Genomic DNA, 24,041 nt, shown 5'->3' on the forward strand with positions numbered 1-24,041 from the left:
GACCATGCCACAGGACCGACGGCTCGTGCAGGCGGTCGCACGGCTGTCCGCGGCCGCCACGCTCGACGCCGACCCCGGCGACATGCTGCGGGAGCTGTGCGTCGCCGCGGCTCGCGCGATCCCCGTCGACAGCGTCGGCGTGATGGAGGTCGAGGCCCGCGACGGGCGCCGGGAGACCGTCCGGATCGTCGCCGTCGAGGGGCGCGTCGCTCCGGCCGAGGCGGTGCAGGAGGCGCTGCAGCTCGGCCCGTGCCACGACGCGGTCATGACGCAGGACGTCGTCGTCGTCGAGGACCTCGGCCGCATGCACGACGCGTGGGGCCCCTTCGTCACGACCGCGCTGGCGGTCGAGGTCCAGGCGGTCGTCGCCGTGCCGCTCCTCCGCCGCGAGGTGGTCTGGGGCACGCTCGACATGTACCGGCGCACGGCAGGGCCGTGGGACGAGCGCGAGATCGAGGCGGCCCGGCTGCTCGCCGACGTCGCCGTGTCCTACCTCGTCATGGCCCACGACCGCGACGAGGCCCGCGCGGCGCGGCGGGAGATCGAGCACCGCGCGCTGCACGACCAGCTCACCGACCTGCCCAACCGGAGCCTGCTGTTCGACCGGATGTCCCACGCGGTCGCCGTGGCGCAGCGCACCGGCAAAGCCCTCGCCGTCGCGTTCCTCGACCTCGACGGGTTCAAGGGCGTGAACGACAGCCTCGGCCACGCCGGCGGAGACGTCGTCCTCGTGGAGGTCGCCCGGCGGCTCGTCGCCACCGCCCGCACGGCCGACACCCTGGCGCGGCTCGCGGGCGACGAGTTCGTGCTGCTGTGCGAGGACGTCCCGCCCGAGCCCGAACCGCGCGCGCGTGCCGTCCGCGCGCTCACCGAGCGGCTCGCGCGGGCGTTCGGTGAGCCCATGCGGGTCGCGGGCACGTCGCTGCCGGTGACCGCGAGCATCGGCGTCGTCGTCATCCGGCCCCGCGCCGGGGCGTCACCCGACGAGCTGCTCCACGCCGCCGACTCGGCGATGTACGAGGCGAAGGCGCACGGCCCGGGCGCGGTCGTGGTGCACGACCGGGTCGACAGCCTCTCGGCGTGAGGCCCCGCCCCGTCACACCTCGGTGACGAACCGCTCCTCGACGTCCGCGAGCATCGGCCCCGCGTTGCGCAGCAGCAGCCCGACCAGCACCGACGCGAGCAGCGCGAGCACCCAGTCCGACAGGAACAGCACGGTCCCCGTCGCGAGCACCCCGAGCGACGCCGCGCCGAGCGTCACGCCGGGTCGCCGCGCGAGGAAGAACCCCGCGAGCCGCGCAGCGTCGCGCGTGCGGAACGAGAACAGCGAGACGAGCACGAGCATGTGCGCGCACCACAGCACGAGCCCGAGCGTCACCACGCCCAGCAGCGGCGCGAGCGCCGGCCCGGCGGGGACGGACCCGAGGTGCGTGAGGTTCGTCGCGAGGACCGCCATCACCACCAGGAACGGGACCCAGAACCGCAGCACGTCGAGCCAGTTGAGCCGGTACCCGCGCCAGAAGTGCCCCGCGGGGCGCAGGTCCGGGTCGCGGCGGTAGGCCCGCAGCGCGAACAGCGCCGCGGACAGCGCCGGGCCGAGCGGGACGAGCGCGAGCGCGACGAGGGGGACGTTGCTCGCGTCGCGGGCCAGGAGCGGGAGGGCGAGCAGGCCCGGGGCGGCGGCCAGCACGAGCAGGGCCTCGACGACGAGGTACCAGTACGCCGTCGCGGAGGCCCGGGCCAGCACGCCGGTGCCGATCTCGCCGGGCTGCTCGCGGGCCGTCACCTGAGTCATCCTCGCTCCTGCGCGCCCGCGGCGCCGGGCGTCCCGGCCTCGGGACCGCCGGCGGTGCCCGACGCCGTGCCCGACGCGGCGCCCGGAACCTCGCCCAGCAGGCGCCCGTCGTCGACCCAGGGCGGTGTCTCGTCGCGCACCGGGAGCACCTCGACGAGCGCGATGCCGTGCCGGCCGAGCAGGACGTCGAGGTCGACGCGCCCGTCGCGGACCGTCGCGGACCGGTGGTCGACGGCCGGCTCCGCGCAGTCGTGCAGCAGCGCGAGCTGGCCCTCGGTGGGGTTCGCGGGCCGCCCGAGCTCACGCCACGCCGCCCAGGCGTTGCCGCGCTCGGCGTCGACCGAGCGCTGCACGACGAACACCGTCCCGCCGTCGGGCACTCCGCCGACCGGGACCGACAGCCGCACGACGTGCCCGGGCCCGGACCCGGCGTCATCGGCGTCGGTGCCGCCCACCGGCTGCCACGCGAGCACCGTCACGCGCCCGTCGTCGTCCCGGCACACGAGGTGGTCCTCGCCGCGCGCGAGGACGTGCGCGCCCGTGCGGGCCAGGAACGCGTAGAGGTGGAACGTCGGCTTGCGGACCTGCCGGTGCGTCAGCAGCCCGAAGCCGCCGTGGAAGAGCGCCGTGGGGATGTTCTCCTCCTCGAACACGTCGCTGAACGTCCAGTAGGAGAACGAGTCGGCGTGCTCGCCGCCGCCCGCGAGCACCGGCGCGAGGTACGCCGCGTTGTACGCGGAGTCGTGGACCGGGTTGTCGGGCCGGTAGGAGGTGTTGAACTCGGTGATGTGCACGGGCAGGTCCGCGAGCGCCGTGCCCGTGAGGTGCCGGCGCGGTGCCGCGAACTGGTCGAGCAGCGCCTGCGGCTCGGTGAGCGTCTGGTAGGTGCCGAAGGGCACGTGCTGCGCGGGGCCGGAGCTGTAGGCGTGCCGGCTCACGAAGTCGACGGGCACGTCGCGCGCGGTCACGAAGTCGGCGAACGGCGCCCACCACTCGTCCGACCCCGGGGAGATCGCCGGCCCGCCCACCTGCAGCGACGCGTCGACGTCCTTCACGGCCCGGGCGGTGACCTCGTAGAGCCGCAGGTACTCGGCCTGGTCGGCGCCCTGCCAGAAGACGGTGAGGTTCGGCTCGTTCCACACCTCGACCGGCCAGGTCCGCACCTCCTCGATCCCGTACCGGTCCACGAGGTGGCGCAGGGTCGCGCGCACGAGCGCGGCCCACTCGTCGTAGGACCGCGGCGGCGTGACGTTGCCCCTCCACCAGAACACCGTCTGGTCGCCGGACGCGAGGCCCGAGGGCATGAACCCGAGCTCGAGGAACGGGCGGATCCCGAGCCGGAGCCACGCGTCGACGACCTGGTCGAGGTAGGTGAAGGCGTGCCGGACGTGCCGGACCCCGTCGACCTCGTACGGCCGGTGCACCCCCAGGTCGTCGCTCAGCAGCCCGTGCCCGCGCACGTGGCGGAACCCGATCTCGCGCTGCACCACCGCGAGCGACTCCTGGTAGTCCTGGCGCAGCGCGAGGTTGAGCCGGCCGGTCCCCACGCACGCGCGCCAGGCGTCACCGAGCGGTCCGACAGGCTCGTGGGGGACGGTGACGCGTGCGGTGCTCACGGGGCTCCTCCGGGGGTGGACGTGCCACCGTCCGGTCGCGGGCGAGGGGGCGCGCGACCGGACGGCGACGTTCGGGTCCCGACGGGCTCAGCGGCTCAGCGAGCGCTGCGCCCGGCGGGGGTGGTGCGTGGTCAGCCGTTCTCCTCCGCGTAGCGCTGGTGGGCGCCGTTGACCGCGTCCATGAACGGCGCGAGGTTCATGCCCTCGAGCTCGGTGACGTACGCGTCCCACTCGCTCAGCGGGCGGTCACCGAGGATGAACTGCAGCGTGTTCGCCTCGACGAAGTCGGTCAGCGCCGTCTGGTAGAGGCTGACCTGCTCGCGCTCGATCTCGTCGAGCGGGTACGGCGGGGCGACGGGGACGGCCTCCTTGGTGGCCATCTCCTCCTGCCACGCGAGCTCCTCCTCGTCGAGCATCGAGTAGACGAGGTCGGTCGTCGAGCCCTGCGCGAGCAGGAACACGCCGTTGTTGAACCCGTAGTCGACGTTGAGCTGCTTCGGCGCGCCCGGGTTGAGGCCCAGGTAGGTGATGTCGCTCGCGAGCGTCCGGGTGCCGTCGTCGGCCTTCTCGTACGTCTCGCCCTCGACGCCCCACTTCGCGAACTCGAGGCCCTCGTCGGAGTAGTACAGCCAGTCGATGAGCTGCAGCGTCGCGACGAACGTCTCCTCGTCGGCCACGCTCGACGAGAGCATGATGCCGCTCTCGAGGCGGGTGCCCGCCGTGAGGTCGCCGGCCGGGCCGGACGGGACGCGGATCTTCTCGAACCGGGCGCCGGTGACCCCCTGCTCGGCGAACGTCGCGCGGTGGCGCAGCATCTCCTGGCGGTTGGTGCTCATCGCGGCGGACTGGCCCGAGATGAGCTTCTGCTCGGCCGCAGCGTCCTCCTGCGTGAGGCTCTCGGGGTCCATCAGCCCGTCCTCGACGAGGCCGTGGAAGTACTCGACCATGTCGCGGTACTCGTCGGTCGCGCCGGCGTAGACGAACTCCTCGGCGTCCGCGTCCCACTGCACGCCGGAGCTGTAGCCCCAGCCGCCGATCGTGCCGAAGCTCGGCGCGGCGACGTTGAGCAGCGAGCCGAGCGACGTCGGGTTGCTCCAGCGGTCCGAGAAGGGGTACGTGGAGGGGTTCGCGGCCTTGACGTCCGCGAACGACCCGGCCAGGTCCTCCCAGGTCTCGGGCTCGGTCTCGGCGCCCGCGGCCTCGAACACGTCGGTGCGGATGCCGATCGTGTAGTCGGGGCGCGGGGCCTCGAGCAGGCCGGGCAGCAGGTAGTACTTGCCGTCCTCCTGGCGGAGCTGGTCGAGGTACGGCTCGAGCTCCCACTCCTCGACCTTCGCCTGGAAGTTCGGCATGAGGTCGACGTAGTCGCTGACCGGGAGGATCGCGCCCGAGGCGACGAACGGTGCCTCCTGGCCGGGGTAGGTGACGGGGATGATCGACGGCGCGTCGCCCGCGCCGATGAGCAGGCTGCGGCGCTGCTCCCAGTCGCTCAGCGGCGCCAGGACCGTCTCGAACGAGACCTTGTTCTTCTCCTCGAGCGTCGTGAAGAAGAGCCAGTCCTCCTTGATCGGGTAGTTCGGGTGGTCGCGGTAGAGCAGCGAGAGCTCGATGGGCTCGGTGGCGACGAACGTGTCGCCGACCCCGAAGTCGTCCATCGCGCCGACCCGCTTGCCGTCGAGCGCGGTGGAGTCGGCGGTCGTGCCCTCGTCGCCCTCGTCGTCCCCGCCGCTCGAGCAGGCACCGAGGCCGAGGGCGAGCACGCCCACGGTCAGCCCGGTGATCAGGCGCGTGCGCCTCGTGGTCATCGTCGTTCCTTCCGTCGTCGGCCGTCGTCGGCCGGTGCGGGGTGCGGGTTCCCGTTCGCGAGAGGTCACTGCTTGACCGCGCCGAGCATCACGCCCGACACGAAGTACTTCTGGACGAACGGGTACAGCAGGACGATGGGCAGCACGGTGAGCACCATCGTCACGGACTGGATGTTGGAGGCGATCTGCGTGACGTTCTCGGACGAGCCGCCGCCCACGGACGTCGCGGTCGTCGCGCCCGCGATGAGGTTCCGGAGGTACATGGTCACGGGGAACATCTCGGCGCGGTCGAGGTAGAGGAACGCGGAGAACCACGAGTTCCAGAAGAAGACCGCGTAGAACAGGACCATCGTGGCGATGACCGCCTTGCTCAGCGGGAGCACGATGCGCAGGAGCGTCCCGTAGGTGCTGAGCCCGTCGATCGCGGCGGCCTCCTCGAGCTCCGCCGGGAGATTCTCGAAGAACGACTTCATGACGAGCAGGTTGAACACGCTGATGGCGTTCGGGACGACGATCGCCCAGATCGTGTTCGTGAACCCGAGCGCGTTGATGAGCACGTAGTTCGGGATCAGGCCGCCGTTGAAGAACATCGTGAACACGGCGATCGCGATGAACACGTTCCGCCCGCGCAGCGCCCGCTTGGAGATCGCGTACGCGAACGTCGTGGTGAGGACGATCGAGATCGCGGTCGCGACGACCGTGTAGACCACGGTGTTCCGGTAGTTGACCCAGAACAGCCGGTCGGACATCACGAGCTGGTACGTCTCGAGGTTGAAGCCCCGCGGGACGACGTTGACCTGGCCGGCGTTGATGTACGCCTCGCCGCTGAACGACTGCGCGACGATGTTCACGAACGGGTACAGCATCACGACCATCACCAGCACGAGCAGCGTCGCGTTGGCGGCGCGGAACGCGCGGTAGGAGCGGCTGTCCTTGAGGCCGGTGGGGTGCGGAGCCTTCTCGAGGCGACGCGCGAGGGCGGTCGGGTCGGTGGTCACCACAGGCTCGTCCCCACGGTGCGGCGCGAGATCGCGTTGGCGGACAGGATGAGCGTGAGCCCGATGAGCGACTCGAACAGGCCGATCGCGGTCGCGTAGCTGAAGTTGCTCGACGAGATGCCGACGCGGAACAGGTACGTCGAGATGACGTCGGCCGTGGAGTACACGAGCGGGTTGTAGAGCAGCAGGATCTTCTCGAAGCCGACCGCCATGAAGGTGCCGATGTTGAGGATCAGCAGCGTGACCATCGTGGGGCGGATCCCGGGCAGCGTGACGTGCCACGTCTGCTTCCAGCGGTTGGCGCCGTCGATGCGGGCGGCCTCGTAGAGGTTCTGGTCGACGGTCGTCAGCGCCGCGAGGTAGAGGATCGTGCCCCAGCCGACGGTCTGCCAGACCTCCGAGCCGATGTAGACGGCCCGGAACCACTCCGCCTCCTGCACGAAGTTGACCGGTGAGCCGCCGACGAGGTCGATGAGCTGGTTGACGGTGCCCCGCAGCGAGAGCAGCTGGAACACCATGCCGACGACGATGACGACCGACATGAAGTGCGGCAGGTAGGAGACGGTCTGCACGAGCCGCTTGAACCGCGGCGAGCGCAGCTCGTTGAGCAGGAGCGCGAGCACGATGGGCAGCGGGAACGCGATCGCGAGGCTCAGGGCGCCGAGGATCAGCGTGTTCTGGAAGACCTTCCAGAACGTCGGGTCGTTGATGAAGAGCTCGACGTACCGCAGCCCGACCCACTCGTCGCCGAAGATGCTGCTGCCCGGGCGGAACCGGCGGAACGCGATGACGTTGCCGAGCATCGGCAGGTACCGGAACACCAGGAAGAACAGCAGCGGGAGCACGACGAGCGAGTAGAGCTGCCAGTCGCGGCGCAGGGCGCGGCGCCAGCCGCGGCGCGCGGGTCGCGTCCCCCGTGAGGCCGGCGGACCCGCGACGGTCGCGAGAGAGGCTGCCGCTCCGGCGCTGCCCGTGCCGCCGAGCGGGCCGGACGAGCCGCCTGCGGAGCCGGTGACGACAGGGTCGTGGACGGTCAACGCACGGCCCCCTTCCGCCCGGACAACGCTATCCGGGCTGCGAAACTATCGACGTCGGTGTCGATAGGTGGACCCTAGGCGACGGGTGAAGTCGGGTCAAGACGCGGGCTCGCCCCGGCCGTCCTGCCGCACGCCACGCGCCCTTTCACTCGGTCGGGTGAGAGCGCACACACTGCTGTGACCTGCATGTATACAACCGCAACTTTCGAAGCCAATCGATACAGACGAGTCGTGGCGGAAGCGGGCCTCCCCCGAAGCGAGAGCCCAGGCGCGCGCCGCCGGCTACGCCCTTCCGCCGGTGTGACCGGCGGCACGCCCGCCGATCGTTGCCATAGACAACCTTTGTGATACGGTTGCTTCCGGCAACCAAGGAGACGCCGCATGACCACGAGCTCGTCCCGCACCCTGCTCACCGCGATCGAGGACCTGGCCCGCGCCCAGCGCGAGACGGGGGCCCTGCTCGCCCGCGAGCTCGACTGCCCCCGCGCCGGCCTCACCCTCGTGCACCTGCTGAGCCGGCTCGGCCCGCAGCCCGTCGGCGACCTCGCCGAGCGCCTGCGCGTCGACATCTCCGTCGTCAGCCGCCAGGTGAGCGCGCTCGTCGACGCGGGCCTGGTCCACCGGAGCGCGCCCGACGGGCCCGGCGCCGACCGGCGCGTGCGCACCGTCGCCCTGACGGCGCGCGGCACCGAGCTCGCGGCCCGCAGCCGCGCGCACCTCGAGGAGCGGGCCGGCGAGGCGTTCGCCGGCTGGACGCCCGACGAGCTCACGGCGGCTGCGGTCCAGGTGCAGAAGATCACCGCCGCGATCCACTCGCTGCCCCCGGGCCACCACGTCCCCACCCGAGCCGGCACCACCCCGGCCGGCACCACCACGGCACCGGCCACCACAGCACCCGTCACGACACCCCCCACCCGAGAGCAGATCCCCGCGTGAGCACACCACCGCAGACCCCCCGCCCCGCCGCCCCCGACGAACGCGGCACCACGACCGCCGTCGCACCCACCGACCGCCCGGCCGGCCCGCCCGCCACCGCCCCCATGAGCCGCCGCGAGATCCTCGAGTCGCTGTCCGGGATCCTCCTCGGCATGTTCGTCTCGATCCTCGCGACGAGCGTCGTGTCGTCCTCGCTCCCCCGGATCATCAGCGACCTGTCCGGCACCCAGTCGTCGTTCACGTGGGTCGTCGTCGCGACCCTCCTGACCACCACGATCTCGACGCCCATCTGGGGCAAGCTCGCCGACCTCGTCGACCGCAAGCTCCTCGTGCAGCTCGCGCTCGTCGTCTCGGTCGTCGCGTCGGCGCTCGCGGGGCTGTCCCCGAACGTCGAGATGCTCATCTCGATGCGCGCCCTGCAGGGCATCGGCGCCGGTGGCCTGATGGCGCTCGGCACCGTCCTGATCGCCGACATCCTGTCCCCGCGCGAGCGCGGCAAGTACATGGGCCTCATGGGCGCCGTCATGGGCGTCGCGATGATCGGCGGCCCGCTGCTCGGCGGCGCGCTGACCGACTCGATCGGCTGGCGCTGGAACTTCTTCGTCGGGCTCCCGTTCGCCGTCGCCGCGATCGTCGTGCTCCAGCGCACCCTGCACCTGCCGGAGCGGGCGCGCCGGGTCGTGCGGATCGACTACGCGGGCGCCGCGCTCATCTCGGCGGGTGTCGCCGGGCTGCTGCTGTGGGTCACGTTCGCGGGCCAGAACTTCGACTGGCTGTCCTGGCAGACCGCCGCGATGCTCGGCGGCTCCGTCGCCGCGCTCGTCGCCGCGGTCGTCGTGGAGAAGCGTGCCGCCGAGCCGATCATCCCCCTGCACCTGTTCCGCAACCGCACGCTCGTCCTCGCGGTCGTCGCGAGCGTCGCCGTGGGCGTCGCGCTGTTCGGCACCTCGGTGTTCCTCAGCCAGTACATGCAGGTCGCACGCGGCCGCACGCCCACCGAGTCGGGCCTGCTCACCATCCCGATGATCGTCGGCCAGCTCGTCACCTCGACCATCGGCGGGCGCCTCGTGACCCGCACCGGCCGCTACAAGACGCTCATGACCGTCGGCGCCGTCGTGCTCGGTGCGGGCCTGGCCCTCATGGGCACCATCCACTACGACACGAGCTTCGTGGCCGTCAGCGCCTGGATGTTCCTGCTCGGCGCGGGCGTCGGGCTGCTCATGCAGAACCTCGTGCTCGCGGCGCAGAACACGCTCGACGTCCGCGAGGTCGGCTCGGGCACGTCCACCGTCGCGTTCTTCCGCACCCTCGGCGGCACCGTCGGGGTGTCCGCGCTCGGCGCGGTGCTCGCCAACCACGTCACGACGCGCATCTCCGACGGGCTCGCGGCGCTCGGCGTCGACACGAGCGCGCTCGCGGGCGGCACGAGCGCGGTGCCCGACGTCGGCACCCTGCCCGCGCCGGTCCGCACGGTCGTCGAGTCCGCCTACGGCGACTCGGTCGCCGACCTGTTCCTGTACTGCGTGCCCCTCGCGGTCGTCGCGCTCGTCGCGGTGCTCCTGCTGAAGGAGGTGCCGCTGGGCCGGCAGTCGGGTCTCGAGCAGCTCGCCGCGCAGCAGGCCGGCGCCGAGGACGCCGCGGGCACGGCGTCGACCGAGCCCGGGCAGGAGCTCGCAGCGCGGACCGGGTCCGACCCGGCCGACGCAGCCGCCGCGGGCGACGCCCGCGAGACGGTCCGCTCGGGCGCGTGACGTCCCCCAGGGCCGGTCGCGGGCAGGTGCCCGTGACCGGCCCTCGTCGTCCCCCGGGGGGACGAGCCGCGCCGGGTGCGCCGGCGTCCGTCAGGATGGTCCCGTGAGCACCTCGGCACCGACCCCCGGCGCGACCAGCGGCGACGCGCTGCAGCACGTCGAGCACGAGCTCGGCCTCCTGCTGCGGCGGGCGCGCGCCAACTCGGCGCGGATGGCGGCGCGGGTCCACCCCGACCTCGAGCCCGCGGCCTACCCGCTGCTGGCGCACATCGCGCAGAACCCCGACGTCCGGGCCCGCGAGATCGCCGCGCACATCGGGGTCGGGAAGGGCACGATGTCGCGGCAGCTGGCCCGGCTCGAGGAGCTCGCGCTCGTCGAGCGCCGCCCCGACCCCGAGGACTCGCGCGGCCAGCTCATCCGGCTCACCCCCGAGGGGCTGCGCCGGGTCGAGGGCGCGAAGGTCGCGCGGCGACGGTTCCTCGGGGCGGCGCTCGGCGCGTGGACCGACGACGAGATCGGCCACCTGGCGGACCAGCTCGCCCGGCTCAACGCCGACCTCGAGGCGGCGGCCCGCCGCCGCACGGACTGAGGTCCGTACCCGCCCGCGACCGGTCGACGCCCGGTGCGGGCGGGGACGGTCGGGTCAGCGCTGCCAGGTCGTGCGCTGGCGGGCGATCGCCGCGACGGCGTCGACCCGGGGGGCCTCGAGGCGCTCGGGCAGGCCCCGGAAGATGCCGGGCACGTCGTGCCGGGCGACGACGAGCGGCTCGTCGGGCTGCTCGTCGGGGTGCAGGTCGAGCAGGCCCTGCAGCACGAGCACGCCGCGGACGCGCAGCTGCGACCCGACGGCCGAGCGCAGGAGGCCCTGGACCCGCGCGGCCTCGAGCCGGGCGTCACGCAGGTAGGGCACCGGGCGACCCTCGAGCTCGATCGAGCGGCCCTCGACGCGCACGCGCCGGCCGGGGTGCGCACGCTCGGTCACGGTGAAGATCCCGCCCGGGCCGAGCAGGAGGTGGTCGACGACCGTGCCCTGGCGGCCGAGCGGCACGCCGTGCACGACCTGCCAGCCCTCCTGCGTGAGCCGGTCGAGGCGCGTGCGGACCGACCCGCCGCGCTCGCGCCGTGCGTTCTCCGCCGCGCTGCCGGCGCTGTCGGCCGACGGGCCGTCGAGCGCGTCCAGCGTGCCGAGCCGCTTGTCGAGCGTCAGCGGCAGCACGAGCTCGGTGACGTCCGCGCGCAGGTACGCCTGCGCCGCGCGACGCACGCCGGCCTCCGCCGCGGGCTGGTCGATGATGACCTCGCCGGACTGCAGGTCGACGCAGCCGAGCCGCGCTCCGGACTCGCCCGTGACGTACAGGCGGTCGGCGCCGTACCGGCGCCACCGTCGCACGATCAGGGCCTCGTCCACGTGAACCATTATCGGCATCCGCGGGCCCTGTCTGAACCCGCTCCCCGAACGCGTGACGCCTCGTCGCGCGCCCGGACGGCGTGTCGTCCCTCGGGCGGACGTGTCGCGCCCGCTACCACCCGGTTCGCGCGGCGTCCCGGGCGGGCTCGGTGCCCGTCGCGAGAGGATGGAGCATGCGCCTCCTTCTCATCCGCCACGGCCAGACCTCCTCGAACGTCGGCCGCAACCTCGACACCGCGGAGCCCGGCGCGGACCTGACCCCGCTCGGCGAGCGCCAGGCCCGGGCGCTGCCCGCGGCGCTCGAGGGCGAAGGCATCGACGCCATCTACGTCTCGAACCTCGTCCGGACCCAGCAGACGGCAGCGCCGCTCGCGCGGGCGCTCGGCCTCGACGCGCACGTCCGCCCGGGGCTGCGCGAGATCTCCGCGGGGTCGCTCGAGATGGCGGACGACCTGCCGTCGATCCGGCTCTACGTCGAGACGATGCTGCGGTGGGCCGGCGGGGACCTGGACGCCCGGCTGCCCGGCGGGGAGTCCGGCGCCGCGACGCTGAGCCGGTTCGACCGCGTCGTCGAGGAGGCCGCCGCCGCGTCCGACGTCGCGGTCCTCGTGAGCCACGGGGCCGTGATCCGCGCGTGGGCGGGGGCCCGGTGCGAGGACGTCACGGTGGGGCTCGCGGCCGAGAACCCGCTCTCGAACACCGGCGCCGTGCTGCTCACCGGGACGCCGGGACGGTGGCGCCTCGAGGAGTGGCACGCGGAGGCGCTCGGCGGTGCGCTCGTCGACGACCCGTCGCGCGACGGACCGGCGGGCGAGCCCGTCCCGGCGGCGGTCGCGAGCGCGGACGACGCCGGTCCGGCTGCCGGGCGACCCGGACGCCGTGGGTAGCGCGCGGGCGCACGCCGGGGCACGCGCCGACGGGCTCGACGAGGTCGTCCGCCGCCTGCGCGCCGCGGTCCCGGAGCGTGGGCGGGCGCTCGTCGCGGTCGACGGGGTCGGCGGCAGCGGCAAGAGCACGTTCGCGGCCGCGCTCGCCCGGCGTGTCGAGGACCGGCCGGTCCTGGTGCTGCACGCCGACGACTTCCTGCACCCGTCCGCGACCCGGCACGCGCGCGGGCGGCTCTCGCCCGAGGGGTTCTGGCTCGACGCGTACGACTACGCCGCGCTGACCGCCTGGGCGCTCGCCCCGCTGCGGGCCGGCGGCGACGGGCTCTACCGCACGCACGCGCTCGACCACGCGGCCGACCGCGCCGTCCGGCCGGACCCGGTGCGGGCTCCCGAGGACGCGCTCGTGGTCGTCGAGGGGACGTTCCTGCACCGCGACGAGCTCGCGGGGTTCTGGGACTTCTCGGTGTACCTGGACGTGCCGATCGCGGTGGGCCACCGCCGCCTCGCGCTGCGCGACGGGATCGACCCGGACCCGGAGCGCGGTCCGCTGCGCCGGTACGCCGGGGCGCAGCGCCTGTACCTCGACGCCGCCGCGCCGTGGGGGCGCGCCTCGGTGGTCGTCGACACGACCGACGCCGCGTGCCCGCGGATCATCGACCCGGCGGCGGCGGCGCGGGGCTGACGGCCGCAGCGGCGCTGACAGCCGCGGCGCGCCGACGGCCCCCTGCTCGGTGCAGGGGGCCGTCAGCGGTCGTCAGGCCTGGGTCTCCGGGGTCGCCGGCTCGAACGTCAGGCTGACCGAGTTCATGCAGAACCGGTCGCCCGTCGGGGTCTGCGGGGCGTCGTCGAACACGTGCCCCAGGTGCGAGCCGCACCGCGAGCAGCGGACCTCGGTGCGCACCATCCCCAGCGTGCGGTCGGTCAGCAGCTCGACCCGGTCGCCCGCGAGCGGCGAGAAGAAGCTCGGCCACCCGCAGTGCGAGTCGAACTTCGTGTCGGAGCGGAACAGCTCCTGGCCGCAGCCCCGACAGCGGTAGACGCCCTCGCGCTTCTCGTCGAGCAGCTCACCCGTCCAGGGGCGCTCGGTCCCGGCGCGGCGCAGCACCGCGAACTCCTGCGGCTGGAGCAGCAGCTGCCACTCGTCGTCGCTCCTGCTGACCTCGTAGCGGCTCGTGCCGTCGGTCGGCGTGCTCGTCATGCGCCCTCCTCGTCGTCGCGGGGTTCACCCGTCGACCTGCACAACGCTGCGCCGCCGCGATCTGTGCCCGCACGCGCGGACCGGTGCGCCGGCCTCACGTGCGCCCCGCCGCCCGCTCGCGCTTGCGCCGGTACATCGCCGCGTCGGCGTGCCGGACGAGGTCGCGCGCGGTCGTCCCGTCGCTCGGGAACACCGCCGCACCGATGCTCACGGTCATCCGGTGCACGGCGCCGTCGACGGTGAACGGCTCGCGCAGCGCCGCGTCGAGGTCGGCGACGACCCGGTCGACGGCGTGGGCCGTGTCGCCCGGGACCCCGGCGAGGACCGCGACGAACTCGTCACCCCCGCGGCGCCCGACGACGTCCTGCTCGCGCAGCCGCGACTGCAGGCAGCGGGCCGCGTGCGTGAGGTAGACGTCGCCGACGAGGTGGCCGTGCAGGTCGTTGCCCCCCTTGAACGCGTCGATGTCGAGGAACAGCACAGCGGCCCCCGTGCCCGTCGCGGCCGCGCGCTCGAGCACCCGGTACAGCTCGTCGTCGAACGCCGCCCGGTTGAGCAGGCCCGTCAGGGGGTCGCGGGTCATCGCCTGGACGGCGCGGGTCTGCGCCTCGACCTCGGGGGTCACGTCGTGCTGGACGCCCATGAAGTGGGTGACCGTGCCGGTGCCGTCGCGTGCCACCGAGATGTGGACGTCGTTCCAGAACGACGTCCCGTCCGCGCGGTAGTTGAGCAGCCGCACGCGCGTGAACTCCCCGGCGCGCAAGCCCGCACCCATCGCGTGCACCGCGCCGCGGTCGGTCGCGGGGCCCTGGAGGAACCGGGCGTTGCGCCCGAGGACGTCCTGCGCCGCGTAGCCGGTCATGACCTCGAACGCACGGTTGACGTAGACGAGCGGGTGGTCCGCCCCGAGGGCGTCCGCGATGGTGATCGGCGTGTCCGCGGAGGCGATGCAGAAGCTGAGCAGGTCCTCCGTCGTGGGCGGGCGCCCGGCCTCACCCACCGGACGCACCCGCGCGCCGGCCGGTTCGCACGATCGCCCCCCAACGACGCGGTCACGATCACCTGACCCCTCGACCCTACCGACGGGTCGGCCGGGTCGGCAGCCCGCCGCCCGACCCGTCCAGCGGCGTTCGTGCGCATCGCCACAGCGGCCCACGACCCGCTCGGGTCAGATGACCCCGAGCGCCAGCATCGCGTCCGCGACCCGGCGGAACCCGGCGATGTTGGCGCCCAGCACGTAGTTGCCGGGCGCCCCGAACTCCTCGGCGGTCTCGGCGCAGCGGTCGTGGATGCCGACCATGATCTCGGCGAGGCGCTCCTCGGTGTGCGGGAACGTCCACGAGTCGCGCGAGGCGTTCTGCTGCATCTCGAGGGCCGACGTCGCGACCCCGCCCGCGTTGGCGGCCTTGCCGGGGCCGAACAGCACGCCGGCGTCCTGGAGGAGCTGCACGGCGTCCGGCGTCGTCGGCATGTTCGCGCCCTCGGCGACGGCCCGGACCCCGTTCGTCAGCAGCGTCCGCGCGTCGTCGGCGGTCAGCTCGTTCTGCGTCGCGCACGGCAGGGCGACGTCGACCGGGACGTCCCAGACGCTGCCGCCCTCGACGAGCCGCGCCTGCGGACGGCGGGCCACGTAGTCGGCGGCGCGGCCGCGCTCGACCTCCTTGACCTGGCGGAGCAGGTCCAGGTCCACGCCGGCCTCGTCGACCACGTAGCCGGACGAGTCGGAGAACGTCACGACGCGCGCCCCGAGCGACTGCGCCTTCTGGATCGCGTAGGTCGCGACGTTGCCCGCGCCGGACACCGACACCCGCAGCCCGTCGAAGGCCGCGCCGCGCGTCGCGAGCATCTGCTCGGCGAACAGGACCGTCCCGTAGCCGGTGGCCTCGGTGCGCACGAGCGAGCCGCCCCACGCGAGGCCCTTGCCGGTGAGGACGCCCGACTCGTAGCGGTTGGTGATCCGCTTGTACTGGCCGAACAGGTAGCCGATCTCCCGGGCGCCGACCCCGATGTCGCCCGCAGGGACGTCGGTGTGCTCGCCGATGTGGCGGTACAGCTCCGTCATGAACGACTGGCAGAACCGCATGACCTCACCGTCGGAGCGGCCCCGGGGGTCGAAGTCGGCCCCGCCCTTGCCCCCGCCGATCGGCATCCCGCTGAGCGCGTTCTTGAAGATCTGCTCGAAGCCCAGGAACTTGACGATCCCGAGGTACACCGACGGGTGGAACCGCAGACCGCCCTTGTACGGCCCGAGCGCCGAGCTGTACTCGACGCGGAACCCGCGGTTGATCTGCACCCGTCCGGCGTCGTCGACCCACGGGACGCGGAAGATGATCTGCCGCTCGGGCTCGCAGAGCCGCTCGAGCACCGCGCCCTCGGCGTACTGCGGGTGCGCCCGGACCACGGGCCCGAGGGTGTCGAAGACCTCGCGGACGGCCTGGTGGAACTCGGCCTCCCCGGGGTTGCGGCGCAGCACCTGCGCGTAGATCGGTTCCAGCGCGCTGTCCACGCCCACTCCTCGGTTCGCCCGTTCCTGTCAGTCGACAGGTTATGCGGGACGGCCGTCGGACCCCGTGTCGTCCCCCGCGGGCCCGTCGTACCGCAGCCCGGCCTCCGTCACCCGGGCACCCTCCGACGGCGGGTGCGGGGTGCGCCGGCCGTCGTGGCCGAGGTGCTCGACGGGCACGCCGTGCAGGAGCACCGCGACGTCGCTGATCAGCCGCCGGTGGCAGCGCCACCACACCGTCTCGCTGCACATCACCACGGTCGCGCGGGGCCCGCGGGCGACGTCGTCGAGCAGGTCCGCCATGCCGCCGCGGAACTCGTCGGTGCGGGTGTGCGCGGCGTAGGCGCGGAACGCCTCGACGCGCCACCAGGGGTCGAGGTCGTCGGCGGGTGGGCCGTCGGCGGTGGCCGCGCGCGACGCGGCGACGGTCCGCCGGCCACCGAGGCGCGGCTCCCAGCGGTACCCGACCCCCGCCTCGGGCAGCCAGCGCGCGAGCTCGTCGCGCGCGACGTGCGGGTTCCGGCGGCTGCCGGGGAAGCGCCGGACGTCGACGAGCACCCTCGCACCGGCGGCGCCCAGCACCGAGAGGATCTCGTCCTGCCCGGCGGTCCCGTGCCCGAAGGTGAGGAGCGTCCCGCCCGTCGGGGGCAGCGGTCCGGGCGGGGGCGGTCCGGGCGGGGGCGGACCCGGCACGGCTCCTCCTCGTACGTCCGGCGGCTCGCGTCCCCGCCAGCGTCGCACGACGACCTGGCCGCCGCTCGGAGCCTCGTCAGCTGCGAGCGAGTCGCTGCCAGGTAGCGCTGCGGCCCGCGCCGTCGACCTCGACCTCGACCTCGACCTCGACCTCGACCTCGACCTCGACGAGACCTTCGGCGCAGAGCTGGGCGAGCGCCAGTCGGATCGTCGGGTGGGAGACACCGGGCAGCACAGCGCGGAGGTCGGAGATCCACCGCGCCGATGCGGAGGTCGAGGTCGGCGCAGGACTGCACGGTTCCGCTCACCTTCCGCTCATCCTGCTGAGACGACCCCCACATGAGCGGATCAGCGGATCGCCGGCAGATGGCTTCCGGCGACCCGGTCGGCCGCCGAGCGGGGAGCGTGGGGTCAGGTCGACCGAGCACGGGAGCCCGCGGCTCAGGCGGTGCGCACCCACCGTGCGAGCTGCCCGGCCGGCACGACGCGGCGCCGCGCGACCGCGGCTGCCGACGCCCCGAGCCCGACGAGCGTCCACACGAGCAGCGCCGCGATCGCGCCGCCCGCGCCGCCCTGACCGGTCACGACGCCCTGCAGCCCGTCGAGCGCCGCGGAGAGCGGCAGCGCTCGGAACAGGTGCTCGACGAGCGCCGGGACCGTCGAGACGACGGCACCCGCGAGCCCGACGACCGCGATGACGACCGAGACGAACCGGCCGACCCCGCCGAGCACCGCGACGAGGCCCTGGTTGACCGCCGCGAACGCGACCCCCGCGAGCACCGCGACCGCGAAGAAGGCCGCCCAGCCGCTCGGCGACAGGTCGAGCGCGAACGCCATGATGCCGCCGACCGCGAGGCCCTGGACGGCGCCGACGAGCGCGCCGGGGGCGAACGCGCCGAGCGCGAGCCGGACCGACGAGCGCGTCGAGCCGAGCGCGCGGCGCGGCACGGCGGCGAGCACGACGAACGTCGCGAGCCCCCCGAGCCACAGCGCGAGCGCCGCGAGCCACGGCACGCTCGTGTCGCCGAACAGCGCGCCGTCGTCGGACCGTGCGGCGACCGGCGTGGCGACGACGTCCGCGAGCGTCGACGCCTCCTCGTCGGTGTACGACGGCACCTGCTCCCCCGCCTGGCCGAGACCGGATGCGAGCTCGCCCGCGCCGGACGAGAGCTCGGTCGCCCCTGACGCGACCTGGCCGGCACCCGACGCGAGCTCACCGGCGCCGGACGCCGCGTCGTCGGCACCGGAGGCGAGCTCGCGCGCGCCGCCCGCCGCGGTGCGCGCGCCGGTCGCGAGATCCCGTGCGCCGCCCGCAGCCGTGCGGGCGCCCGACGCGAGCTGCGCCGCGCCCTGGGCGGACTGGTCGAGGTAGTCGGCGAGCGCGCCGAGGCCCGACGCCGACGCCGTGACGCCGTCGGCGAGGCCGCGGACGCCGGTGGCGAGCTGGGTGGTGCTCGTGGTGAGGGCCGGCGCGCCGTCGATGCCCCGCGAGACGGCGTCGTCGAGGCGGTCCGCCCCGAGGGCCAGCCGACCGATGCTGGACGTGAGGGTCGGCGCGCCGCTCGGACCCGTCGGGGCCCCGTCGGACTCGGCGCTCGTGATCGCGACGAGCGTCTCGCACGCCTGCGGCACGGCGGCAGCGCAGTCCGCGGCCAGGTCGGCGAGCGTGGCGAACAGCTGCGACGCTCCGGTCTGCACGTCGCCGATACCCGAGGCGAGGCCGGAGACGTTCTGCCCCAGCCCGCCGTCGCCTGCGATCCCCGCCGCCAGCGCGTCCGCCCCCGCCGTCAGCTGCGCGACCTGCGGAGCCGACGCCGCCGCGGCCTGCGCCGACGCCCGCGTCTCCTGCGCGAGCCGCGACAGCCCGCTCGACAGCTCGCCCGCTCCCGTCGCGAGCTGCCCGACGCCCCCGGCGAGCTGCCCCGCCCCGGTGCCGAGCGTCCCGATCCCGCCCGCGAGCTGGTCGGCGCCGGCCCCGAGCTGCCCGACGCCGTCGGCGAGCGCGGTCGTCCCGTCGGCGACCTGCGTCGCGCCCGTGCCGAGCTGGCCCGCGCCGGACGCGAGCTGGTCGGCGCCGGACGCGGCCTCGCCGAGCGAGTCGTGCAGCGTCGTGAAGCCGACGAGCACGTTGTCGAGGTAGGTCGTCGTGAGCTGGTCGTTGAGCAGCCCGACGGCCGTGGTGGTCACGGCCTGCGCGACGGCCGCGTCGACGAGCCGCGAGCGCTCGCTCGTGGCGATGTCGATGCGCGCCTGCACGGCCTCGCCGGCCTCGCCGCCGAACGACGTGGCCGCGACGGAGAAGTCCTCCGGGATCGTCACGACGGTCGCGTAGGTGCCGTCGGCGAGGCCCTCCTCGGCGTCGTCGGCGTCGGTCAGGACCCACGTGAAGTTGCCCGACGAGTCGGAGCCGGAGACGTTGGCGACGCCGGTCGCGTCGGTGCCGCCGCCGGACCCGGCCTCGTCGCCCGCCGTGTCCCCGGCGGCTGCGGCCGCGTCGTCGGACGCGCCGCCCGCGGTCACGAGCGCCGACGTGAGCTGACGCCCGAGCGGGACGGTCTGCCCGTCGACCTCGACGGCCTGGTCGAGGTTGACGATCGCGGCCTGCATGCGGTCGAGCCGCTCGGTGGGCTTCCACAGCGCCCAGGTGAGCAGGCCGCCGACGACGAGCGGCACGAGGACGAGCCCGAGCACGGTGACCCAGGTCGCGCGGCCCGGCGTCCGGGCGCGCTCGGGGCGCAGCAGCGTGGGAGAGGTCTGTGCCATGCGGATCAACGCACCTTCACGAGGTCGGGAGCGGCGGCGACGCGCACGGCGACGAGGCCGTCGGGCGTCTCGGGGAGCAGGCCCTCGAGGTCTGCGGGGTCGAGGCAGCTGACGACGAGGGTGAGGTGGCGCCCGTCGACGCGTGCCTGGCGCAGCGCCTCCTCGGTGCACGCGCGCACCTCGCGGCGCAGCACCGGGTCGCCGACGGCGTCGAGGTCGTCGACCACGACGACGACCGCGCGGGACGCGAACGCCTCGCGCAGCTCGCCGACGGGATCGGCGGCCCGGGCGAGCGACGCGACGGCGACCCGGCCGCGGATCGACGCGGCCCGCTCGGGCGCCACGAGCCCGTCCACCTTGAGGACGCCGGCGTCGGCGTGCGCCCGGCCGGCGAGGGTGAGCAGCAGGGCCGTCCGCCCGCTGCGGTGGGGTCCGTGCACCACGAGGAGCCCGTCCTGCGGGACGCGCACGTCGACGCCGGAGTAGATCGGCGTGCCGTCGGGGGCGTCGAGTCGCAGGCCCTGCGCGGCCACGGCGTCGGTCGCGCCGGGCTCGGGCCAGTCCGCGAGCGCGATCTCCCGCGTCAGGCCCTCGCCCTCGACGTCGAACGACGGCAGCAGCCGGTCGAGCCAGCGCGGCATGTGCCACGCGCGGTCGCCGAGCAGGTGCAGCACCGCGGGGACGAGCGTCATGCGCACGACGAACGCGTCGACGAACACCCCGACGGCGAGGCCCAGCGCGATGGGCTTGATGTTGACGTCGCCCTCGGGGACGAACGCCGCGAAGACCGAGAACATGATCACCGCGGCGGCGGTGACGACCACGGCGGACGCGACGAACCCGGACCGCACGGCCGCGCGCGCGTCGCCGCCGTGCACGTAGTCCTCCCGCATCCGGGAGACGAGGAACACCTCGTAGTCCATCGCGAGCCCGAACAGCACGCCCATGAGCACGATCGGCATGAAGCTGATGACGGGCCCGAGCCGCCCGACGCCGAGCAGGTCCGCCGCGACGCCGTGCTCGAACACGAGCGCGACGACGCCGAACGACGCCCCGACCGAGAGCAGGTACCCGAGGGTCGCCTTGAGCGGCACCCACAGCGACCGGAACACCATCGTGAGCAGCACGAACGAGAGCCCGACCACGAGCAGCCCGAACGGCACGAGCGCCGCACCGAGCCGCGCGGAGATGTCGATCCCGACGGCGGTGACCCCCGTGACGGCGAGGTCGACGCCGTAGCGCTCCTGGAGCTCGTCGTGCGCGTCCCGGATCTCCTGCACGAGCGCCTTCGTCGCGTCGGAGTCCGGGCCGCCCTCGGGGATGACCTGGATGATCCCGGTGTCGGCGTTCTGGTTGGGCGTCGCGAGCGGGACCGCGGCGACACCGTCCAGCTGCTCGATCTCGGCCTGGAGGTCCGCCATGAGCCCGAGCGGGTCGGTCGAGCCGACGATCGTCCCGGTCACGATGAGCGGGCCGTTGTACCCGGGCCCGAAGTGCTCGGTCAGCAGGTCGTAGGTCTCCCGCGCCGGGGTCCCCTCAGGCTGCGACCCGGCGTCGGGCAGGGCGAGGCGCAGGTCGAGCGCGGGCACGGAGAGGGCGCCGAGCCCGAGCACGACGAGCACGACGGTCAGCGCCGGGACGCGGGTCACGGCGCGCACCCACCCGGCGAAGAACCGGTTCTCGGCCACGGGGACGACGGCGTCGTCGGCTGCGTGCGCTCCCGCGGCGTGCGCCCCCGCGGCGTGCGTGCCGCTCGGCGCACCGGCCACCGGCATTCCGCCTGCGTGCGCTCCCCGCCCCGCGGCGGCGTCGTCGGCCCCGGGGACCGACTCCTCAGCCGCGCGGTGTCGCTCGGCGTGCGGCGCCTGCGCCCCGCGCCGCGCTGCACGCCGCTCCGCGCGGTAGCCCGGCCGCAGCCGCTCCCCCGCGAACCCGAGCAGCGCGGGCGTCAGGGTCAGCGCGATGACGACCGCGACGCCGACCGCGCAGGCCGCGGCGACGCCCATCGTCGTGAGGAACGGGATGCGCGCGACCGCCAGCCCGACGAGCGCGATCATCACGGTGAGTCCCGCGAAGACGACGGCGGACCCGGCGGTCGCGAGCGCGCGCGCCGCGGACTCCTCGGGGTCCATCCCGGCCTTCAGCTGGCCCTGGTGCCGCGAGATGATGAACAGCGCGTAGTCGATCCCGACGGCGAGCCCGAGCATGAGCGCGAGCAGCGGGGTCGTCGAGGAAATGGGAGCGACGAGCGTCGCGAGGTAGATGCCGGCCATCGACAGCGCGACGCCGAGCAGCGCGGTCAGCAGCGGCATCCCCGCCGCGAGGAACGACCCGAAGGTGATCACGAGCACGACGAGCGCGACCAGCACGCCGAGCGCCTCGGTGAGCGACGCGTGCGGCACCTCGTTGGCGAACAGCTCGCCGCCCAGCGCGGCCTCGGAGCCGGCCGGCAGGGCGTCCGCGAGGTCGGCCTCGACGTCCTCGAGCGTGGTCAGCGTGCCGGCGCCGACGGACTCGCTCGACCCGTCCATCTGCACGACGAGCACGAGCGCCCGGCGGTCGTCGGAGACCGAGCCCGTGACGTCGGTGCCGTACGGGTCAGTGACCGCAGCCACCCCGTCGACGTCACCGAGCACCTCGACCGCGTCGCTGACGGCCTGCGTGACGGCGGGGTCGTCGACGTCCGAGCCCTCGGGCGCGACGACGACGTAGCGCGCCGAGGTACCGCTGACCTGCGGGAACGTGCGGCTGAGCTGGTCGAGCGCCTCGCCGGCCTCGGTCCCGGGGATCGAGAAGGTGTTGTCGGTGCCCTGGTTGAACAGCGCGGCGCCTGCCCCGACGACCAGGACGACCACGAGCCAGAGGGCGGCGACCCGGCGGCGGGCACGGTAGACGTCCCGTCCGAGCCGGTACAGGTACGAGGACACGGGGCCTCCGGGGAAGGCAGCCAGTCGGCTGGGTCGGCGTGGTGGTGACGAGGTGTCGGGTCGCGCGATACGCCAATGTATCCGATACGGCAACGTATTCGATACACTGGCGTATCGCCACCTGGGATCACCCGCCGAGCCGGCAGGAGGACCCGTCAGGGTTCGTTAGGGTCCAGCCAGAAGGAGGTGCCGTGGCCACCAGCACGCCCGAGCAACCCGTCGTCGCCGCCTCCGGCACCCCGCGCCGGGGCCGCACCCGCGAGCGCCTGCTCGACGCGGCCTACGAGGTCTTCGCCGAGAGCGGGGTCCACGCCGCGAGCATCGAGCAGGTCTGCGAGCGCGCCGGGTTCACCCGCGGCGCGTTCTACTCCAACTTCACGTCCAAGGAGGAGCTGTTCTTCGCGCTCATGGAGCGCGAGCACGGCCTCCGGCTCACGTCCCTCGACGAGCGGGTCGACACCCTGCTCCCGACGCTCGACCTCTCGGGCGACCTCGACGAGCACGTCATCGGCGACCTCATCCTCGACTTCCTCGTCGGCCCGTTCGACAACCGCACGTGGACCCTGGTCTCGAGCGAGTTCCTGCTCCTCGCGATGCGGGACCCCGCCGTCGCCGCCGACTACCTCGCCTACCAGCAGCGCTTCGAGGCCTCGCTCGTCCCGATCGTGCAGCGCGCGATCGACCTCGCCGGGCGTGAGCTCGTGCTCGACCCCCGCGCCGCCGTCCGGATGCTGTGCGCGGTCCAGGTCGACGCCGAGCAGAGCGCAGTCCTCGGGGGCACGGCCGCCGACGAGCGCGACGTTCCCCGGCTCGCGCTCGCCCGGGCCCTGCTCGTCGTGACGCGCCCGAAGTCCGCCTGACGTGGACGACGTGCTCGGGGACATCGCCTGGCAGGTCGTCGGCCTCGCGCTCGGGCTCGTGGTGCTCGCGCTGCACCGACGGTACGTCCGCCGGCGGCTCGACGCCGGGGAGTGGAGGCGCTTCGACGGGTACGTGCGCGGCGACGCCCCCTACCCGCAGCGGTTCCGCAGGGTGCACGTCGTCGTGAGCGACGGCGTCCCCCACCTGACCGGCCGGGGCGGGTTCGCGCAGTCGCCGGGCCGCCTGCATGTCGAGGGCGACCGCCCCTCGGGGCTCCGTGACCGCGTGGGCGACGCGCACGTGCTGGTGACGCGCGACCCGCACGGCCGACGCGTCGAGATCGCCCTGCGCCAGCCCGACTCCGTCCTGCTGCGCGAGGCGCTCGCCCGCGTCCCGGTCGACCGCTCCCCCGCCCCGGGGCTCGTCGACCTCGACGCGCGCCGCCGGCGCACCGCCGACCCGACGGTGCCGCTGCGCCCGCCCGGCGTCGGGGAGCGCCTGGCGTGGGCGCTCGCCGGGCTGCTGCCGCTGGCCGTCGCGTGGCTGTGGGTCGACGGCGAGACCCCTGGGAGCACCACGCGCACGCTGGGCATGCTGGCCGCCGCCGTCGTGTGCCTGGTCGTCGCGCTCGTCGTGGGCGCCCGCCGCCGGGCCCGGTCCCACCGCCCGCTCGCGGAGGTCGGCGCGCCGCCGTCGGCCTTTCGCTGAGGGCAGGGGCCGACCCTCGGCGGAGGTCCCGCCCCGGCCGGTCCGGAGATCGTCCGCGCGGTGCGGCGCGAGGTCGAGCACGGTGTGGGGCCGGCGAGCGGCACGGTCGGGTACCCGAGGGCGGCCGGCGGGCGCCGCGGGAGCCGGCCACGGTT

At 74.3% G+C, this 24,041-nt stretch carries 21 protein-coding genes; 8 read left to right on the forward strand and 13 right to left on the reverse strand.

Annotated features, from left to right (window positions below; all coding sequences use genetic code 11):
- Positions 1-4 precede the first annotated feature (4 nt).
- Positions 5-1,084 carry a sensor domain-containing diguanylate cyclase gene (locus tag NXY84_RS18530; protein WP_258724502.1) on the forward strand — a complete coding sequence of 360 codons (1,080 nt, stop codon included), beginning with the start codon at positions 5-7 and terminating at the stop codon, positions 1,082-1,084.
- Positions 1,085-1,096: 12 nt separating this feature from the next.
- Here NXY84_RS18530 and NXY84_RS18535 read toward each other — a convergent pair whose 3' ends face one another.
- The 5 genes from NXY84_RS18535 to NXY84_RS18555 all read right to left on the reverse strand — a co-directional run bounded on the left by NXY84_RS18535 (position 1,097) and on the right by NXY84_RS18555 (position 7,251).
- Entirely contained in the window at positions 1,097-1,795 is a 699-nt protein-coding gene (locus NXY84_RS18535) for a DUF624 domain-containing protein (protein ID WP_258724503.1), read from the reverse strand.
- Positions 1,792-3,411 (reverse strand): GH39 family glycosyl hydrolase, encoded by a 1,620-nt coding sequence (locus NXY84_RS18540; protein WP_258724504.1) that lies wholly within the window; start codon positions 3,409-3,411, stop codon positions 1,792-1,794. Before NXY84_RS18540 ends, NXY84_RS18535 begins: the two co-directional genes overlap by 4 nt.
- 131 nt (positions 3,412-3,542) lie before the next feature.
- Positions 3,543-5,216 carry an extracellular solute-binding protein gene (locus NXY84_RS18545; protein ID WP_258724505.1) on the reverse strand — a complete coding sequence of 558 codons (1,674 nt, stop codon included), beginning with the start codon at positions 5,214-5,216 and terminating at the stop codon, positions 3,543-3,545.
- Between the two features lie 65 nt (positions 5,217-5,281).
- The gene (locus NXY84_RS18550) at positions 5,282-6,214 is read right to left on the reverse strand and encodes a carbohydrate ABC transporter permease (RefSeq protein ID WP_258724507.1); all 933 of its coding nucleotides are present in this window, start codon (positions 6,212-6,214) and stop codon (positions 5,282-5,284) included.
- Entirely contained in the window at positions 6,211-7,251 is a 1,041-nt protein-coding gene (locus tag NXY84_RS18555; protein WP_258724508.1) for an ABC transporter permease, read from the reverse strand. The genes NXY84_RS18550 and NXY84_RS18555 overlap by 4 nt, the downstream gene beginning before the upstream one ends.
- Before the next feature lie 381 nt (positions 7,252-7,632).
- On the opposite strand from NXY84_RS18555, the gene NXY84_RS18560 reads away from it, so the two are divergent.
- From NXY84_RS18560 to NXY84_RS18570, 3 genes are all read left to right on the forward strand, one after another.
- Positions 7,633-8,187 (forward strand): MarR family winged helix-turn-helix transcriptional regulator, encoded by a 555-nt coding sequence (locus NXY84_RS18560; RefSeq protein WP_258724509.1) that lies wholly within the window; start codon positions 7,633-7,635, stop codon positions 8,185-8,187.
- A 104-nt stretch (positions 8,188-8,291) separates the two neighbouring features.
- The gene (locus NXY84_RS18565) at positions 8,292-9,938 is read left to right on the forward strand and encodes an MDR family MFS transporter (protein ID WP_258727274.1); all 1,647 of its coding nucleotides are present in this window, start codon (positions 8,292-8,294) and stop codon (positions 9,936-9,938) included.
- A gap of 103 nt (positions 9,939-10,041) precedes the next feature.
- Positions 10,042-10,527 (forward strand): MarR family winged helix-turn-helix transcriptional regulator, encoded by a 486-nt coding sequence (locus NXY84_RS18570; protein WP_258724510.1) that lies wholly within the window; start codon positions 10,042-10,044, stop codon positions 10,525-10,527.
- 54 nt (positions 10,528-10,581) lie between these two features.
- Here NXY84_RS18570 and NXY84_RS18575 read toward each other — a convergent pair whose 3' ends face one another.
- On the reverse strand, positions 10,582-11,346 hold the full coding sequence (locus NXY84_RS18575; RefSeq protein ID WP_258724511.1) for a nuclease-related domain-containing protein: 765 nt from the start codon (positions 11,344-11,346) through the stop codon (positions 10,582-10,584).
- Positions 11,347-11,519: 173 nt separating this feature from the next.
- On the opposite strand from NXY84_RS18575, the gene NXY84_RS18580 reads away from it, so the two are divergent.
- Both NXY84_RS18580 and NXY84_RS18585 read left to right on the forward strand, forming a co-directional pair.
- On the forward strand, positions 11,520-12,233 hold the full coding sequence (locus NXY84_RS18580) for a histidine phosphatase family protein (RefSeq protein ID WP_258724512.1): 714 nt from the start codon (positions 11,520-11,522) through the stop codon (positions 12,231-12,233).
- Positions 12,226-12,915: a uridine kinase gene (locus NXY84_RS18585; RefSeq protein WP_258724513.1), complete on the forward strand. Its 690-nt coding sequence runs from the start codon at positions 12,226-12,228 to the stop codon at positions 12,913-12,915. The genes NXY84_RS18580 and NXY84_RS18585 overlap by 8 nt, the downstream gene beginning before the upstream one ends.
- 72 nt (positions 12,916-12,987) lie before the next feature.
- On the opposite strand, the gene msrB is transcribed toward NXY84_RS18585, so the two are convergent.
- From msrB to NXY84_RS18620, 7 genes are all read right to left on the reverse strand, one after another.
- A complete protein-coding gene (gene msrB, locus NXY84_RS18590; protein WP_258724514.1) occupies positions 12,988-13,431 on the reverse strand; it encodes a peptide-methionine (R)-S-oxide reductase MsrB in 444 nt (147 codons plus the stop codon).
- Between the two features lie 94 nt (positions 13,432-13,525).
- Positions 13,526-14,431: a diguanylate cyclase domain-containing protein gene (locus NXY84_RS18595; protein WP_258724515.1), complete on the reverse strand. Its 906-nt coding sequence runs from the start codon at positions 14,429-14,431 to the stop codon at positions 13,526-13,528.
- A gap of 168 nt (positions 14,432-14,599) precedes the next feature.
- Positions 14,600-15,937 (reverse strand): NADP-specific glutamate dehydrogenase, encoded by a 1,338-nt coding sequence (gene gdhA / locus NXY84_RS18600; RefSeq protein WP_258724516.1) that lies wholly within the window; start codon positions 15,935-15,937, stop codon positions 14,600-14,602.
- A 39-nt stretch (positions 15,938-15,976) separates the two neighbouring features.
- Positions 15,977-16,627, reverse strand: coding sequence for a DUF488 family protein (locus tag NXY84_RS18605; protein ID WP_258724517.1), 651 nt, complete (start codon positions 16,625-16,627; stop codon positions 15,977-15,979).
- Positions 16,628-16,703: 76 nt separating this feature from the next.
- Positions 16,704-16,862, reverse strand: coding sequence for a GntR family transcriptional regulator (locus tag NXY84_RS18610; protein ID WP_258724518.1), 159 nt, complete (start codon positions 16,860-16,862; stop codon positions 16,704-16,706).
- 206 nt (positions 16,863-17,068) lie between these two features.
- Complete coding sequence (locus NXY84_RS18615; RefSeq protein ID WP_258724519.1) at positions 17,069-19,390, reverse strand: YhgE/Pip domain-containing protein; 2,322 nt, start codon at positions 19,388-19,390, stop codon at positions 17,069-17,071.
- Between the two features lie 5 nt (positions 19,391-19,395).
- On the reverse strand, positions 19,396-22,317 hold the full coding sequence (locus tag NXY84_RS18620) for an MMPL family transporter (RefSeq protein ID WP_258724520.1): 2,922 nt from the start codon (positions 22,315-22,317) through the stop codon (positions 19,396-19,398).
- A 191-nt stretch (positions 22,318-22,508) separates the two neighbouring features.
- Between NXY84_RS18620 and NXY84_RS18625 the strand changes: the two genes are divergently transcribed.
- Positions 22,509-23,177: a TetR/AcrR family transcriptional regulator gene (locus NXY84_RS18625; protein ID WP_258724521.1), complete on the forward strand. Its 669-nt coding sequence runs from the start codon at positions 22,509-22,511 to the stop codon at positions 23,175-23,177.
- Between the two features lies 1 nt (position 23,178).
- A complete protein-coding gene (locus tag NXY84_RS18630; protein ID WP_258724522.1) occupies positions 23,179-23,886 on the forward strand; it encodes a hypothetical protein in 708 nt (235 codons plus the stop codon).
- The last annotated feature ends 155 nt before the right edge of the window (positions 23,887-24,041 follow it).

The organism is Cellulomonas sp. NS3, assembly GCF_024757985.1.
Classification (GTDB): domain Bacteria; phylum Actinomycetota; class Actinomycetes; order Actinomycetales; family Cellulomonadaceae; genus Cellulomonas_A.